14 protein-coding genes are annotated in these 14530 nt (G+C 63.8%); 7 read left to right on the top strand and 7 right to left on the bottom strand.

The window, feature by feature from the left end; all coding sequences use genetic code 11:
* Nucleotides 1-2 precede the first annotated feature (2 nt).
* Nucleotides 3-776, top strand: a complete 774-nt coding sequence (gene truA / locus ACGYLC_RS16010) for a tRNA pseudouridine(38-40) synthase TruA (protein WP_394423853.1) — start codon at nt 3-5, stop codon at nt 774-776.
* Nucleotides 777-923: 147 nt separating this feature from the next.
* Here the strand turns inward: truA and gndA are convergent, their stop codons facing one another.
* Entirely contained in the window at nt 924-2372 is a 1449-nt protein-coding gene (gene gndA, locus ACGYLC_RS16005) for an NADP-dependent phosphogluconate dehydrogenase (RefSeq protein WP_394423851.1), read from the bottom strand.
* Between the two features lie 169 nt (nt 2373-2541).
* On the opposite strand from gndA, the gene ACGYLC_RS16000 reads away from it, so the two are divergent.
* Nucleotides 2542-2970 (top strand): NUDIX hydrolase, encoded by a 429-nt coding sequence (locus tag ACGYLC_RS16000; RefSeq protein ID WP_231886276.1) that lies wholly within the window; start codon nt 2542-2544, stop codon nt 2968-2970.
* A gap of 160 nt (nt 2971-3130) precedes the next feature.
* Complete coding sequence (locus ACGYLC_RS15995; RefSeq protein ID WP_394401396.1) at nt 3131-4612, top strand: inorganic phosphate transporter; 1482 nt, start codon at nt 3131-3133, stop codon at nt 4610-4612.
* A gap of 19 nt (nt 4613-4631) precedes the next feature.
* On the opposite strand, the gene ACGYLC_RS15990 is transcribed toward ACGYLC_RS15995, so the two are convergent.
* The 3 genes from ACGYLC_RS15990 to ACGYLC_RS15980 all read right to left on the bottom strand — a co-directional run bounded on the left by ACGYLC_RS15990 (nt 4632) and on the right by ACGYLC_RS15980 (nt 7816).
* The gene (locus tag ACGYLC_RS15990; protein ID WP_394423849.1) at nt 4632-5666 is read right to left on the bottom strand and encodes a 2-dehydropantoate 2-reductase; all 1035 of its coding nucleotides are present in this window, start codon (nt 5664-5666) and stop codon (nt 4632-4634) included.
* Nucleotides 5663-6568, bottom strand: coding sequence for an ornithine carbamoyltransferase (gene argF, locus ACGYLC_RS15985; RefSeq protein WP_394423847.1), 906 nt, complete (start codon nt 6566-6568; stop codon nt 5663-5665). The genes ACGYLC_RS15990 and argF overlap by 4 nt, the downstream gene beginning before the upstream one ends.
* A gap of 72 nt (nt 6569-6640) precedes the next feature.
* The gene (locus ACGYLC_RS15980) at nt 6641-7816 is read right to left on the bottom strand and encodes an aspartate aminotransferase family protein (RefSeq protein ID WP_394423845.1); all 1176 of its coding nucleotides are present in this window, start codon (nt 7814-7816) and stop codon (nt 6641-6643) included.
* Nucleotides 7817-8190: 374 nt separating this feature from the next.
* On the opposite strand from ACGYLC_RS15980, the gene ACGYLC_RS15975 reads away from it, so the two are divergent.
* Nucleotides 8191-8808 (top strand): GcrA family cell cycle regulator, encoded by a 618-nt coding sequence (locus tag ACGYLC_RS15975; protein ID WP_394401407.1) that lies wholly within the window; start codon nt 8191-8193, stop codon nt 8806-8808.
* A gap of 74 nt (nt 8809-8882) precedes the next feature.
* On the opposite strand, the gene ACGYLC_RS15970 is transcribed toward ACGYLC_RS15975, so the two are convergent.
* Both ACGYLC_RS15970 and ACGYLC_RS15965 read right to left on the bottom strand, forming a co-directional pair.
* Complete coding sequence (locus ACGYLC_RS15970) at nt 8883-9689, bottom strand: SseB family protein (protein ID WP_394423844.1); 807 nt, start codon at nt 9687-9689, stop codon at nt 8883-8885.
* Nucleotides 9670-10269 carry a uracil-DNA glycosylase family protein gene (locus ACGYLC_RS15965; protein ID WP_394401413.1) on the bottom strand — a complete coding sequence of 200 codons (600 nt, stop codon included), beginning with the start codon at nt 10267-10269 and terminating at the stop codon, nt 9670-9672. Before ACGYLC_RS15965 ends, ACGYLC_RS15970 begins: the two co-directional genes overlap by 20 nt.
* Before the next feature lie 109 nt (nt 10270-10378).
* On the opposite strand from ACGYLC_RS15965, the gene ACGYLC_RS15960 reads away from it, so the two are divergent.
* Nucleotides 10379-10720 carry an ArsR/SmtB family transcription factor gene (locus ACGYLC_RS15960; protein ID WP_394423842.1) on the top strand — a complete coding sequence of 114 codons (342 nt, stop codon included), beginning with the start codon at nt 10379-10381 and terminating at the stop codon, nt 10718-10720.
* Nucleotides 10713-11744, top strand: a complete 1032-nt coding sequence (locus tag ACGYLC_RS15955; RefSeq protein WP_394423840.1) for a permease — start codon at nt 10713-10715, stop codon at nt 11742-11744. The genes ACGYLC_RS15960 and ACGYLC_RS15955 overlap by 8 nt, the downstream gene beginning before the upstream one ends.
* A 129-nt stretch (nt 11745-11873) precedes the next feature.
* On the opposite strand, the gene ACGYLC_RS15950 is transcribed toward ACGYLC_RS15955, so the two are convergent.
* The gene (locus tag ACGYLC_RS15950; RefSeq protein ID WP_271691843.1) at nt 11874-13277 is read right to left on the bottom strand and encodes a cell wall metabolism sensor histidine kinase WalK; all 1404 of its coding nucleotides are present in this window, start codon (nt 13275-13277) and stop codon (nt 11874-11876) included.
* A gap of 465 nt (nt 13278-13742) precedes the next feature.
* Here ACGYLC_RS15950 and ACGYLC_RS15945 point away from each other — a divergent pair, with 465 nt between their 5' ends.
* Complete coding sequence (locus ACGYLC_RS15945; protein WP_067261478.1) at nt 13743-14366, top strand: acyl-homoserine-lactone synthase; 624 nt, start codon at nt 13743-13745, stop codon at nt 14364-14366.
* Nucleotides 14367-14530 lie beyond the last annotated feature (164 nt).

The raw sequence follows: 14530 nt of genomic DNA, 5'->3' as shown, positions 1-14530 counted from the left end.
TCATGCCCAGATATGCCCTGAAAATCGAATACCACGGCGCGCCCTTCAATGGGTGGCAGCGTCAGATCGACCAGCCCACAGTGCAAGGCGCGATCGAGTCCGCTTTGGCCAAGCTGGAACCCGGCGACCACACCATCGCCGCCGCCGGGCGCACCGATACCGGGGTGCATGGGCTGGCGCAGGTCGCGCATTGCGACATGGCCCGCGATTGGTCGCCCTTCCGGCTGGGCGAGGCGCTGAACTACCACCTCAAGCCGCAGCCCATTGCGATCACCGATTGCGTGCTGGCGCCCGAAGATTTTCACGCCCGCTTTTCGGCGCTTGAGCGGCGCTACCACTTCCGCATTCTCAGCCGCCGCGCCCCTGCGGTGCATCAAGCGGGGCTGGTCTGGCAGATCAAACACCGCCTAGATGTCGCCGCCATGCAGGCGGCGGCGGATCTTTTGGTGGGCAAACACGATTTCACCACCTTCCGCTCGACCGTCTGTCAGGCGGAAAGCCCGGTGAAGACGCTCGACCGGCTCCAGGTTTCGCAGGTCGAGACCATGGCCGGGACGGAGTATCATTTCGACGTGCGCGCGCGGTCCTTCCTGCACAATCAGGTGCGCAGCTTCGTGGGGTCGCTGGAGCGGGTCGGCGCGGGGTCTTGGAGCGTGGCGGATATGGGTGCAGCACTCGCGGCAAAGGACCGGGCCGCCTGCGGGCCGGTCTGCCCGCCGCAGGGGCTGTATCTGGCGCATGTGAGCTATCCGGTGGACCCGTTCGCTGTGGTGTGACGAGGACCATCGCCTGCCCGCGGGGTGGTGATCCTGCGCAACCACGGGTGCGCTTTTAGTCGTGTTCCGCCCATAGCTAAATCGCCTCCCCGACCGGGCGGGCGATTGTCTAGCGCTTTCGACTTGTTGCCGGACTTATGGGCCCTCTTACGGCAGAGGCGTCCACGTCCCGTGGAACTTGCCCTCTTCGCTGATCCGCTCGAACCCATGCGCACCAAAGAAATCGCGCTGCGCTTGGATCATATTCGCCGTGCCGCGCGCCCGGCGCATGCTGTCGTACCACGCCAGCGCCGCTGAAAGCGCGGGCAGCGCGACACCGAGCAATGCGCCCGCCGCCACCACCCGGCGTAGGGCCGGAATGCTCTCTTCCAAGCGTTTGCGCATCGCGGGGGCAAGGATCAGATGCCCGCCGGGCAACTCACCCCGGAAGGCATCGGCGAACGCGTCCAAGAGCGCCGAGCGGATGATGCAGCCTGCCCGCCAAATCTCGGAGATCCGCGCCATGTCGAGCGACCAGCCAAACTCCTCCGACGCCGCCGAAAGCATGCGAAAGCCCTGCGCGTGGCCGATGATCCGACCCGCCAAAAGGGCCATCTCCAGATCCGCCACCTCGGGCAGCGGCGCGTCCTGCACGCCTTCGGGCAGCAGCGGTTCGGCCATTTCGCGCACGGCCTTCTCGCTCGACCATCCGCGCGCGCCGACGGCGGCTTCGATGGTATTGGCCGATTGTCCCATCTTGAGCGCTTCGATCAAGGTCCAGCGCCCGGTGCCCTTTTGCCCGGCCTGATCGCGGATCACATCGACCATCGGCGTGCCGGTCTGGGTGTCGACCGACAAAAGCGCCGCGGCCGAGACTTCGATCAGGTAGGAGTTCAGCGGCCCCTTGCGCCACTCGGCAAAGAGGTTGCCAATCTCAACCGCGCCCTGCCCGCCCGCATCGCGCAGCAGGCCATAGACTTCGGCGATCATCTGCATGTCGGCATATTCGATGCCGTTATGCACCGTTTTGACGAAATGCCCCGCCCCATCGGGGCCGAGATGCGCCACGCAAGGCGTGCCCTCGAATTGCGCGGCAATCTTCTCGGCCATCGGTTTGAACTGGGTCCAAGAATGCGCGCTGCCGCCGACCATCATCGACGGGCCATTGCGCGCCCCGGCCTCGCCACCCGACACGCCCATGCCGACGAAATGCAGCCCCGTGCCTTCGAGTTCGGCACTGCGGCGGCGGGTGTCGTGGAAATCGGCGTTGCCGCCGTCGATCAAAGTGTCGCCCTCGTCCAGCAGCGGTTTGATCGCCTCAATCATCGCATCGACCGGCGCGCCGGAGGGGATCATGAAAAGAATGCTGCGCGGGCGGGCGATGGCGGCGACGAAATCCTCAAGCCGCTCGGTCCCGATCAGGCGCTCGGCCAGCGGCCCGGCCTCGTCAAGGAACGGCGCGATCCAATCGGCCTCTCGGTTACTGACCGCCACGGTAAATCCATTGTCGGCCAAGTTCAGCGCCAGTGCCGAGCCCATGGTGCCCAGACCGTATACCCCGATATCGGCGCCTGCGCCCCGTGCCGCGCTTCCGTCCGCCTGCGTGCCAGTTGCCATAACGATCCTGCCTCATTTCTAGCCGGTCATACTGCCAAGCCCGCCGATCCGGCGCGCTGCAGTTTGATTTGCGTTCGGGAAGACTATATAATGCGGGGATAACAAGAAAAACACCCGACCGAGGCATAGTTCTGTAATGACACAAGTATTTAGACGCGCATGGGAGGATATGGTCCTTCCTATTTTCAAACGTCCCCGCCGTGTGCAGGTTGCCGCCCTGTGCTACCGCGACACCGAGGCGGGCAAAAAGGTTCTGCTGATCACCAGCCGCGACACGGGCCGCTGGATTTTGCCCAAGGGCTGGCCGATCGACGGGCTCGACGGCGCCGGCGCCGCCTTGCAGGAAGCGTGGGAAGAGGCCGGGGTGACCAAAGCGGATATCGAATCCGATCCGATGGGCATTTTCGACTATGACAAGGGTCTCGGCGAAGGCTTGACCGTGCCCGTGACCACACAGGTCTATCTCACCCGCGTTCGCGATCTGAGCGAGGAATACCCCGAAGCGGGCATGCGCAAACGCGCGTGGTTCACCCCGCAAGAGGCGTCGGAACTCGTGGATGAGCCTGATCTTAAAGCAATCTTATCCGCTTTCCATTAAGCGCCCTCTGCACCGGGCCGCTGTCCGGTGCCCTGTCCCTCCTGCCCCATTGCCGCCTCTGCCCGTTTCGGGATGTTACAATTTTGTGACAGGGTGACTTGCGCCCTCGGTAGCCTTATGTCACCCCCCGCTGAACGTTAGGATCGGAGATCATACAGGAATGGCAACGGAACCGCAGGGCAGCCAGTGGAAGACGCTGGACAAAGACCTCAACCGCATTTCGCAAGTCGAACTGGCCGCGACCTATGTCGCCCGCCCCCTCGTGGCGCCGGGCATCGCGCTGGCCTTTATCGTGGTGGCAGGTGCCGTTGCGGCGGTATTCTTTGGGCATCAACCCTCCAGCTTTGTCGTGATCGCGGCGGCGGTCTTTGGCGCCTATATGGCGGTGAACATCGGCGCGAATGACGTGGCCAACAACATGGGCCCCGCCGTGGGGGCCAATGCGCTGACCATGGGCGGCGCGATTGTCATCGCGGCCTTGTGCGAATCCGCCGGGGCGCTTCTGGCGGGGGGCGATGTCGTCTCGACCATTTCCAAGGGCATCATCGACCCGTCGAGCGTGGCGGATACGCGCATTTTCATCTGGGCGATGATGGCGGCGCTGATCTCCTCCGCGCTCTGGGTCAACCTTGCCACATGGGTCGGCGCGCCGGTCTCGACCACCCATTCGGTCGTCGGCGGTGTCATGGGGGCTGGCATCGCGGCAGCGGGCCTTGGCGCGGTGAACTGGAGCTCGATGAGCATGATCGCCGCAAGCTGGGTGATCTCGCCCGTGTTGGGCGGTGCCGTGGCGGCGATGTTCTTGGCCTTCATCAAGGCGCGCATCCTCTATCAAGACGACAAGATCGCCGCTTCGCGCACTTGGGTGCCGGTGCTGGTGGGGCTGATGGCCGGGGTCTTTGCCGCCTATCTGGCGCTGAAGGGGCTGAAAAAGATCATCAGCATCGACATGCCGGTCGCCCTGATCATCGGGCTGGTGACGGGGCTGGTGGTCTATGCCATCTCCGCCCCGCTGATCCGCCGCGCCTCGGAAGGGATGGAGAACCGCAACCGTTCGGTCAAGACGCTCTTTGGCCTGCCGCTGGTGCTCTCTGCCGCCCTGCTCAGCTTTGCCCATGGGGCCAATGACGTGGCCAATGCGGTGGGTCCGCTGGCGGCGATCGTCCATGCGACCGAGTTCGGCGGGTTCGAGGATAAGGTAAGCATCCCCACCTGGGTGATGATCATCGGCGCCTTCGGCATTTCCTTCGGCCTGTTCCTCTTCGGGCCGAAACTGATCCGCATGGTCGGCAGCCAGATCACCAAGCTGAACCCGATGCGCGCCTATTGCGTGGCGCTTTCGGCTGCGATCACGGTGATCGTGGCATCGTGGCTGGGCCTGCCCGTGTCCTCCACCCATATCGCCGTGGGCGGGGTCTTTGGCGTGGGCTTTTACCGCGAGTGGCATATGGAGCGCCGCCTGCGCCGGATCGGGGCCAAGACCGGTGAGGTCAAGCGCATCGCCAAGGAAGAGCGCCGCCGCCGCAAGCTGGTGCGCCGCTCGCATTTCATGACCATCGTCGCGGCTTGGGTGATCACCGTGCCCGCAGCGGCGCTGCTCTCTGGCATCGTCTTTTGGGTGTTGAACGCCTTTGTGAACTAAGGTCAGGCGCGGGCGCGCCTCACCCCTCTTGCCGGTCCTGCCCTGCCGCCATTTCGGCCCGCAGGGCGGCGACCGGCAAATGCGGCAGCCCTTCGCCTGCAAGCTCTGCCCAGCCCATCACCCGCAGCACCATATCCGTCACCGGCGTCGCCCGGCCAAGCGCCCTTGCGCGGCGCTGCACCTCACCCTGAAGCGCGTCGATCTCGGTCGGGCGGCGCGCGGCGAGGTCTTGCGCCATGGAGGTCCGCGCCTGCGGGTCGATCTGCAACATCGCCGCGGCGACGCGGGTGAAAATCGGCGTCGGCAGACGCAGGAGCGTTGGCACCAGTCGGGCTGGGATCGGCGAGGTCAGGACGGGGCGGACCTTATCGGCGCGCAGAACCGCCAGCGCCTCGGCCCATTGATCGGCCATCAGACGCCGCCACGCCCGATCCTGCAACTGCGCTTGGAGCGGCAGGCCGCTTAGCGCATTCAGCGCGTTGTTGAGGTTCATCAGGAACTTGCCCCATTGCAGGGCGGTGATATTGGCGCGTTCCTCCACCCTCAGCTCCGGCAGCGACAGGCGCGCGGCCAGATCAGCCGGGCCCGCCTCGATCACCAGATCGCCCGAGCTTGCCCGGTGGTAGCAGCCCTGCCCCATCGCCACGACGTTGAACGGCACCAGCCCCGCCCGCAGATCATGCTGCGGCAGGTGCCGGGCCAAGGCCGCGCGGTTGCCCATGCCGTTTTGCAGGCTGACGACCTGCACGCCCGACGCGCTGTGGCGGGCGATCAGCCGGGCCATGTCTTCGGTATCGCGCGATTTGACTGTGACCAGCACGATATCGGCATCGCGCAGACAGGTCTCATCCCCCGCAAGGCTCAGATCATCCGCCGAAAGGTAACGCGCCATGCCGCCGAAATCGGTGAGGGTCAGCCCATGGGTGCGGATTTCGGCCTGAATGCGGGGCCGCGCCAGCAGGGTCACGGCATGGCCCGCTCCGGCCAGCAGCCCGCCGACAAAGCAGCCCACCGCCCCCGCGCCCGCAACAACGATGCGGGGGCCGTCGCTCATGCGCCCAGACACCAGCGCATAATGGCTTTCTGCGCGTGCAGACGATTCTCGGCCTCGTCAAAGATCACCGAATGCGGCCCATCCATGACCGAGCTTGTCGCCTCGTCATCGCGGTGCGCGGGCAGGCAATGCATGAAGAGCGCATCCGGTTTGGCCAGTGCCATCAGCGCATCGTTGACCTGATAGCCGCGCAACTGGTTGTGCCGCCGCTCGCGCGCCGACTGCGGATCATGCATGCTGACCCATGTGTCGGTGACCACCAGATCAGCGCCCTCCACGGCCTTCTGCGGGTCGCGCTCGGTGGTATAAAGCCCGTCGAGCGCGCGCTCGGGGTCGAGCGGCTCCGGCCCGGTGAAGACAAGATCGAAGTCGAACTGCTTGGCCGCATGGGCGAAGCTTGCAAAGACGTTGTTGCCGTCGCCCGACCAAACCACCTTGCGGCCTTTGATCGGGCCGCGGTGTTCCTCAAAGGTCTGGATGTCGGCCATGATCTGGCAGGGATGCGTGCGGTTGGTCAGCCCGTTGATCACCGGAACGGAGGCATATTCCGCCATCTCCAGCAGGGTCTGCTCCTCAAAAGTGCGGATCATGATCATATCGACATAGCGCGACAGCACGCGGGCGGTGTCGGCGATGGTCTCACCGTGGCCAAGTTGCATATCGGCGCCCGAAAGCACCATGGTCTGCCCGCCCATCTGACGCACGCCCACGTCGAAGGAGACACGCGTCCGGGTCGAGGGCTTCTCAAAGATCAGCGCGACCATGTGATCTTTCAGTGGCTGGTCATCATCCGGCGCGCCGCGCGGGCGGCCATTGCGCGCGGCTTTCATGGCAGCGGCATTGTCGATGATCTGCCGCAGATCGGCGGGGTCGGTTTGGTGGATATCGAGGAAATGGTTCATCTGTCGTCTCTGTCTTGCGGGGTCCAAGGCCACGGCCTTGAAAGCCCGAGGAATGATGGCGGTGAATGGCGCTCAGGCCGGGGTCAGGTCACGCGCGATGGCGTCGAGCCGGGTGACCGCCTCGGCGATCTCATCGTCGGAAATGGTCAGCGGCGGCAGCAGGCGGATCACATTGTCGGCGGCGGGCACGGTGATCAGCTCATGGGCATAGCCCGAGGCAACCACGTCGGCATTCGCCACCTTGCATTTCAGCCCCAGCATCAGCCCCGCGCCGCGCACCTCTTCAAAGACCTCCGGATGCTCTGCCACCAGCCCTTCGAGACGTTGGCGCAGCAGCCCCGCCTTGCGGCTCACCTCGGCCAGAAAGGCCGGGTCGGCCACCACGTCCAGCACGGCGCAACCCACGGCACAGCCCAGCGGGTTGCCGCCATAGGTCGAGCCATGGGTGCCTGCGGTCATGCCCGAGGCCGCTTTCTCCGTGGCCAGCACCGCGCCCAGCGGAAAGCCCCCGCCGATGCCCTTGGCGACCATCATGATGTCGGGGGTGATCCCGGCCCATTCATGGGCAAAAAGCCGCCCGGTCCGGCCTACGCCGCATTGCACCTCATCGCAAATCAGCAAAAGCCCGTGGGCGTCGCACAGCGCACGCATCTGTTGCAACTCGGCATCCGGCACCGCGCGGATACCGCCCTCGCCCTGTACCGGCTCAACCATGATGGCAGCAGTCTTGTCGGTGATGGCGGCCTCAAGCGCGGCGCTGTCGCCAAGGTCGAGATGCACGAAACCCGGCAGCGTCGGGCCGAAGCCTTTGGTCATCTTCTCAGACCCCGCCGCCGCGATCCCGGCGGAAGAGCGGCCGTGAAAGGCCCCGTTGAAGGCGATGATCTCGACCCGCTCGGGCTGGCCCGCCTCATAGAAATACTTGCGCGCCATCTTCACCGCCAATTCGCAGGCCTCGGTCCCCGAGTTGCAAAAGAAGGCGGTGTCGGCAAAGGTCTCGGCCACCAGCCGGTCGGCCAGCGCCTCTTGCTGTGGGATGTGGTAGAGGTTCGACGTATGCCACAATGCCTGCGCCTGATCGGTCAGCGCCTTTACCAGCGCCGGATGCGCATGGCCAAGGGCGTTCACCGCAATCCCCGCGCCAAGGTCGAGGAAACGCCGCCCATCCGCCTCGATCAGCCAAGTGCCTTCGCCTTTGACGAAGGTCAAAGGGGCGCGATTATAGGTTGGCAGAACGGAAGGGATCATCTGTTTGTCCTTGAAAGAGGGCCGTGTCACGCCGGTAAAAGGGCATGGGGCTGGCGCAGGGTCAATGGGATTTGCTTGTTTTTGAAAGGATGCAGCACGCATGCTGCGAGATCAGGCCATCACGCCGCCCCCCAACGGGGGGGGGGGGGGGCACCATGTTATCGGACGAAGCGTCGTCGGATGGAATATGTGGCGGATTTGATCATGGCTCTTGCATAGCCGCCCTGCATCCCCCACGTAAAGCCCCAATCGCAACGCCCCGCCCCCGGAGGGCATCGGCGCTTGCACCTGCGGCCCCAGAAGATAAAATAGGGGCCGATACACTGACAAAGCGGTCCGGGCTAAGGGGCCGCTTTTTAACTGGGGAACCCCGTATGTCCTGGACTGATGAGCGCGTAGAGACACTGAAAAAGATGTGGGGCGAAGGCCAGTCCGCCAGCCAGATCGCGAAAGAACTGGGTGGGGTGACGCGCAACGCCGTGATCGGCAAGGTGCACCGTCTGGGCCTGTCGAACCGCACCGCGGGCGCGCCCGCCGCCGCGGCAGCGACGGCCAAGCCGGAACCCAAGGCCAAGCCCGCAGCCCCCAAGGCCGAGGCCAAGGCAAAGCCCGCCGCCAAAGCCGCGCCCGAGCCGGAGGCCGAGGCCGCCCCCGCGCCCGAAGCTGAAGAGCCCGCCGCAGCCCCGGCGCCCAAACCCAACCTGCCCGCGCGCAAGCAGATCATCCCCGCAGGCCAACCCCTGCCGCCGCAGCCGTCGGCGAATGAGATCAGCCCAGAGGCGCTGGCCAAGGTCAGCGAAGTCGAGAAGAAGGCCAAGAAGATCGGCCTGATGGAGCTGACCGAACGCACTTGCAAATGGCCCGTGGGCGACCCGGCGACCGATGATTTCTGGTTCTGCGGCCTGCCCGTGCAGCAGGGCAAACCCTATTGCGAAGCCCATGTCGGCGTCGCCTTCCAACCGATGAGCGCCCGACGCGACCGCCGTCGCTAAAGCGGGCGGGATGGAATAAGAAAGGCGGGCGGGCTTAAATGCCCTGCCCGCCTTTTTCTTGCCAGAGGTTAAGATCAGCGCAGTTTCGGCGGTTTCGCCGGATCGCTGCCCGGGGCCATCCGAGGCGTGTTTTGCAAAGGCTCCATCTGCGGTAGGTCAAAACGCAGGCCGACGCGGGCCAGCTTCTCGACCACCGCATCATTGGGGCCGAAGAAGCCGACATCCATCGCCCCGGCCTCGATCCCCGAAAAGGTCAGCGCCTCGGACGCCGCGCGCACCAGCGCGTCTTGCGCCCGGGGGATCGCCCCGACGAAGGCCAGCAGATGCCCCCGCCCGCCGCCGCTATATTCGACGCCGACAAGGAAAGCCCCTGCCGCCATGCCCGTGGCCGTGGCAAGCTTTGCGTCAATCGCGGCGATCAGCGTCTCAGGCAGCCCCTGCGGCGGGAACAGGCGGTCGATGCCTGCCTCCACCTCGCCCGGCGCATGGGCCAATGTGCTGCGCAGCCAGTCCATCGCCTCGGCAGGCAGCAGGATCTCGGACGGGGCCACACCGATATTGACCGCCATGCCCAAGGGCTGCCCCTCCAACATCGCGGCAATCGCGCGGCCCGACAGCGCCACGTAAGGAGACGCCTCCCCCACATGGGCCGAGAGCCGCGCCGCACGGTCGAAGACCATGACATAGCTGTCGTCGAGCAGCACGGGGCTGATCTGATCGCCCTGCGGCTCATCCTCAAGCAGCATGAACAGTTCGACATCCGCGATACGCTCGTAAAACCGTAGCCGCGCCGCATCGTCGTCGGGGGCGGAGGCCATCGCGGCATGGGCTTGGTCGAGCGGGGTCGGCTCGGTCTTGGGGTCAGTTTGGCGGTCGGTCATTCATCACCTCGGACACGGCGGTGCGCAGACGGGGCAAGACCTCTTCCGCGAACCAGGGATTCTTGTTCAACCACCCGGTATTGCGCCACGACGGATGAGGCAAGGCAAAGACCCCCGGCGGATGATCCCGCCAGCCCGCCACGGCCTCGGTCACATTGCGAAATCCGGGCAGGTGATATTTCATCGCATAGGCCCCGATCAACACCGTGAGCCGCAGATCGGGCAGCATCTCCAGCACCGGTTTGCGCCAAGTCTGCGCACAGATACGCGGCGGTGGCAGGTCACTGCCCTTGGCGTCATAGCCCGGAAAGCAAAAGCCCATCGGCACGATGGCCACACGGTCCCGGTCATAGAATGTCGCCTCATCCAGCCCCAGCCAGTCGCGCAGGCGGGTGCCGGACATATCCCAGAAGGGTTTGCCCGCCTCATGCACCCGTTTGCCGGGCGCTTGGCTGGCGATCAGCAGCCGCGCGCCGGGTTTGAACCAGACGATGGGCCGCGGGCGATGCTGGGTGGCGGTCACCGCGAAACGCTCGGCACAAAGGCGGCAGGCCGCCAGATCATCTCGGATATCCTTCATGAGCAGGAGATAAGCGGTAGGGCCAAAAGATAAAGGGCCGCGGGCGTTAATTTCGATAATTATCGAAATAAAACTTGCATCGCGCTGACGTTTCGATATTTCTAGAAGAATGAAACAAGAATCCGCAACCCCCGCCCTCACCCTCGCCGCCAGCAGCTTTGCGGCGCTTGGATCGGAACAACGCCTTCTGGTGCTGCGCACGTTGGTGCGCGCCGGAACAGAGGGGCTGAACATCGGCACGCTGGGCGAACGCACCGGCGTTACCGGCTCGACCCTGACACATCACCTGAAACTCTTGGCCTCTGCCGGTCTGGTGAAACAGGAAAAACAAGGCCGAAGCACCATCTGCGCCGCCGTCGCCTATGAAGAGGTGCAGGCGCTGGCGAATTTCCTGCTGACCGAATGCTGCGCGGACGCAATCGAAGGCTGCACGGAGCATAACCATGGCTGATACCACCCAAACCCTCCCCGCACTGCACCGCTTGGCCTTTCTGAAAGGCGCTTGGGGCATCACGCTGGCGCTCTTGGCGCTGATCGCGCTGCTGGATCCACCGCAGGTCGTGCCGACGGTCATCTTCGCGGCTGAAGCACTGTTGCACACCGCCCCCTTCATCGCCTTCGCGGTGCTGGCCGTGGCCTACCTCAAAGCCAGCGGGGCGGAGAGCCTGCTTGCCCGCGCGTTTGAGGGCAACCCGGCCCGGATGGTGGTGATGGCGGCGGCGCTTGGCGGCCTGTCCCCCTTTTGCAGTTGCGAGGTGATCCCCTTCATCGCCGCGCTGCTGGCGGTCGGTGCCCCGCTCGGCGCGGTGATGGCCTTTTGGCTGGCCTCCCCGCTGATGGACCTGGCGATGTTCGCGATCACCTCGGGCACGCTCGGCTTCGACTTCGCCCTGGCGAAAACCATCGCGGCGCTTGGCGTGGGCATGTTCGGGGGCTTCACCGTCATGGCCCTGTCCCGCACGCCGATTTTCAATGACCCCCTGCGCCCCCAGCCCGCGAAAAGCAGCTGCTGTTCTTCGGCCAAACCCTTCTCCGGCGCGCCGGTCTGGAAGTTCTGGCAAGAGGCCGAGCGCCGCGCGAGCTTTGCCGACACGGCGCTGACCAATGCGCTGTTCCTCGTCAAATGGCTGACCCTCGCCTATGTGGTCGAAGCCCTCATGCTGACCTATGTGCCCGCCGAATGGATCGCCAATGTCTTGGGCGGCACCGGGATCATGCCGATCATTCTGGGCGCATTCGTGGGCGCACCGGCTTACCTGAACGGCTATGCCGCCGTGCCCCTGATCGACGCGCTGCTGGCGCAAGGGATGACCCAAGGCGCGGCCATGTCCTTTGTCGTGGCGGGCGGGGTAAGCTGCATTCCAGCGGCTGTCGCGGTCTGGGCACTGGTGAAACCGCATGTTTTCGCCGCCTATATCGGCTTTGCCTTCGTCGGGGCGATCTTTGCGGGTGTGATCTGGCAACTGGTCGCGTGACCGCGTCGGACGGACGATCCGAATGCGGGGGCGGTAGAAATGCCGCCCCCTTTTCCGTTTGAGATTGTCACTGGGGCGAAGGCCGATGTCGCTCGCGCCGAGAGGCCGGGGCAGCGAAACGCGCCTGACTTAGGCCGCCGCGCGCTCCCCGCGTGGCTTCTCAGAGGTCTCATCCCCAATCGGCCCCTCACCATTCACCATGTCCTTGACGTGCATCCCATGGGCCAATTCCTTCCCCGTACCGTTGCCCAAGGGCATATCGATATAGAAGGTCGTGCCGGGGCCGTCGTTCTTGAAATAGTCGATCTGCCCACCCAAGGCTTCGATGATCCGTTTGGAGATGTTCATCCCCAGCCCGGTGCCGCCCACGGCCCGCTGATCAGAGGAATCGATCTGCGAGAATTCGTCAAAGACTTTCTCGCGCTCGGATTCGGCAAGGCCGATCCCCTCGTCGATCACGCTGATCCGCACCTTGTCGCCGAGGTTGACCGAGGTCACCTTGACCGTCGACCCCGCGGGCGAGAATTTGGCCGCGTTCGACAGAAGGTTGGACATCACCTGTTGCAGCCGCTTTTCGTCGGTGGCGATCCCCGCAGGCTCCGACGGTTTGGCATAGCGCAGCGTCACGCCAAGGTTACCCGCAAAGGACTGGTTCAGCTCGATCGCGTCTTCGATGATGGTCTGCACTTCAAGCGGCTCGATATCAAAGCTGACCTTGCCCGCCTCAAACTTCTGCAGGTCGAGGATCTCGTTAATGATCGACGTCAGCCGCGCCGAATTGCGCTGCGCGATCTTCAGAACCTTCTCCATCTGCGGGGTCATCTCGCCCAAAACTCCGGCGCAGGCCATGTCGAGCGACCCTTTGATCGAGGTCATCGGCGTGCGCAGCTCATGGCTGATGGTCGAGACGAACTCGGTCTTCACCTTAAAGGCGATTTTGGTTTTCTCATGCTCGACCTTCAACTCTTCGAGTTGGCGCAGGTTGGTGCGGTACATCTTCAAAAAGATGCGAGAGCAATCGACGATGAAATAGAGCACGAAGACCACGGTGAACAACTGGGTCCAAAGCTCGGATTCGATGCTTGCCCCCGTGCGCACGATGTCCCAGATCGGGATGAAAAGGAATGTCACACCATAGATCGCAAGCCGCAGCATCAACACCGGCAGGATATGATGGTTGTTCATCGAGGCGAAGAGCGCCGCCGCGAAAAGGAAGAACAGCGGCAGGAAATGCGTCGTCGCCCCCTGCTGCAGCGCAATCCCAAGAGCGAAATAGCTGATCACCCCGGCGCTCAGCACCGTGCCGATATAGATCCGGTTCATGAACAAACGCGCCAAACGTGGGCTGCGCCCCCGCCAGCGGGTGATGCGCAGGAAAAGCAGATAGTCGAAAGTCTCGGAAATCGCGATCAGGATTACGGTCGAGATCGACAGCCACAGATCATAGTAGAACGCAGATAAGCAAATGGCCGCCGCAAAGATCATCTGCCGCTGCCAAAACAGGTTGACGCCGACTTGGGAGTAGTCCCGCATCTGCTGCACCTTAGTCGCGTCTGCCAGATGCGGCGTATGAATCGGGCCGTATGTTACTTTTTCCTGCGACATCGCTCTCGTTTTCTTCGGTCGGCTGCTCGAATGCCGGCATTCTGCCGACAAACGCTCTTAACATGTTGCATTTCAGCATCGAAGCACATGTTAGACGCGATCATCTTCCTTTCTACACCCGGAAATGGGACATAAGTATGGCCATTTCATGCAACTAGAGGTTAGCCTCTTGATAAGAGGTATTTTTACAGCGAATTTTTGAGGTCCAACATGAGTCTGCAAGGACGGAGCTTCAGTGGAAAATCTTGGCAGGATGTTCTTCCCGAACTGACCCCACAGGACGCTAAGGCGTTGGAAGTAAAGAACAACCGCTTTCCGCGAAAGCTGCTTGGCAGCAAATCGACAGAGACTGACCCCTATAGCCCCGAAGCCCTTGCGCGGGCCAACCCCTATATGCGTGCCACAACTTTGTCATTTTTGAACATGCACCAGCATGGGGAATTGTTCGTTAATTTCCTCCGGGCGCGGCGCCGAATCTTCATCGACGACAAGCAATGGGATCTCCCTCAGGTTGATGGGATGGAGTTTGACCAATACGACACGCCCCGCGCCCGCTGGATCGTTCTGCACGAATATGGCGAGGTCATGGGCGGCGTGCGCCTGATGCCCACCACTTCGACCTGCGCGCAATACAGCTATATGCTGCGCGACGCGCAACTGGGGATGCTGCCGGACATTCCGCAGGATGTGCTGTTCTTCAAAGCCCCCGTGCGCGACGACATCTGGGAAGCGACCCGTCTTTTCCTGACCAGCGCGGTCCCCGCGCAGCGCCGCATCGCCGTGCAGCGTATGCTGATGAACCAGATGGCCGGCGCCGCCTATGCCATGGGCGCAAGCCATGTTCTGGGCATCGTGCCCGCCACCTTCAGCCGCTGGATGACCCGGCTTGGGCTGATGAGCGCCGTGCCCGTCGGCCCGGTGCAAAACATCGACGGTGACCGCACGCAGGCGGCCTTGATGAACGTCAGCTACATCGGCGAGATGGCCCCGACCGAGAGCACCCACACGCTGCACTGACCCCGCGCGGGCGCGGGGCGACATGCCCTGCCGCCATGCCCCTAACCCCCGCAGGATTCCCGCCCTGCGGCAACAGTTTTTACCGCCGCCGCACTGCCCTGCGCGGCGGCCTGTCCCAGTGAACGCCTGCGTTTCGACATATTGTGGTCAAATTCCGTGAATAA

It is taken from the genome of Sulfitobacter sp. 1A12157, assembly GCF_043557345.1.
In the GTDB taxonomy this organism is placed as follows: domain Bacteria; phylum Pseudomonadota; class Alphaproteobacteria; order Rhodobacterales; family Rhodobacteraceae; genus Sulfitobacter.
The sequence above is the reverse complement of the archived record's forward strand: the minus strand, read 5'-3'. Positions and strand labels throughout refer to the sequence as shown.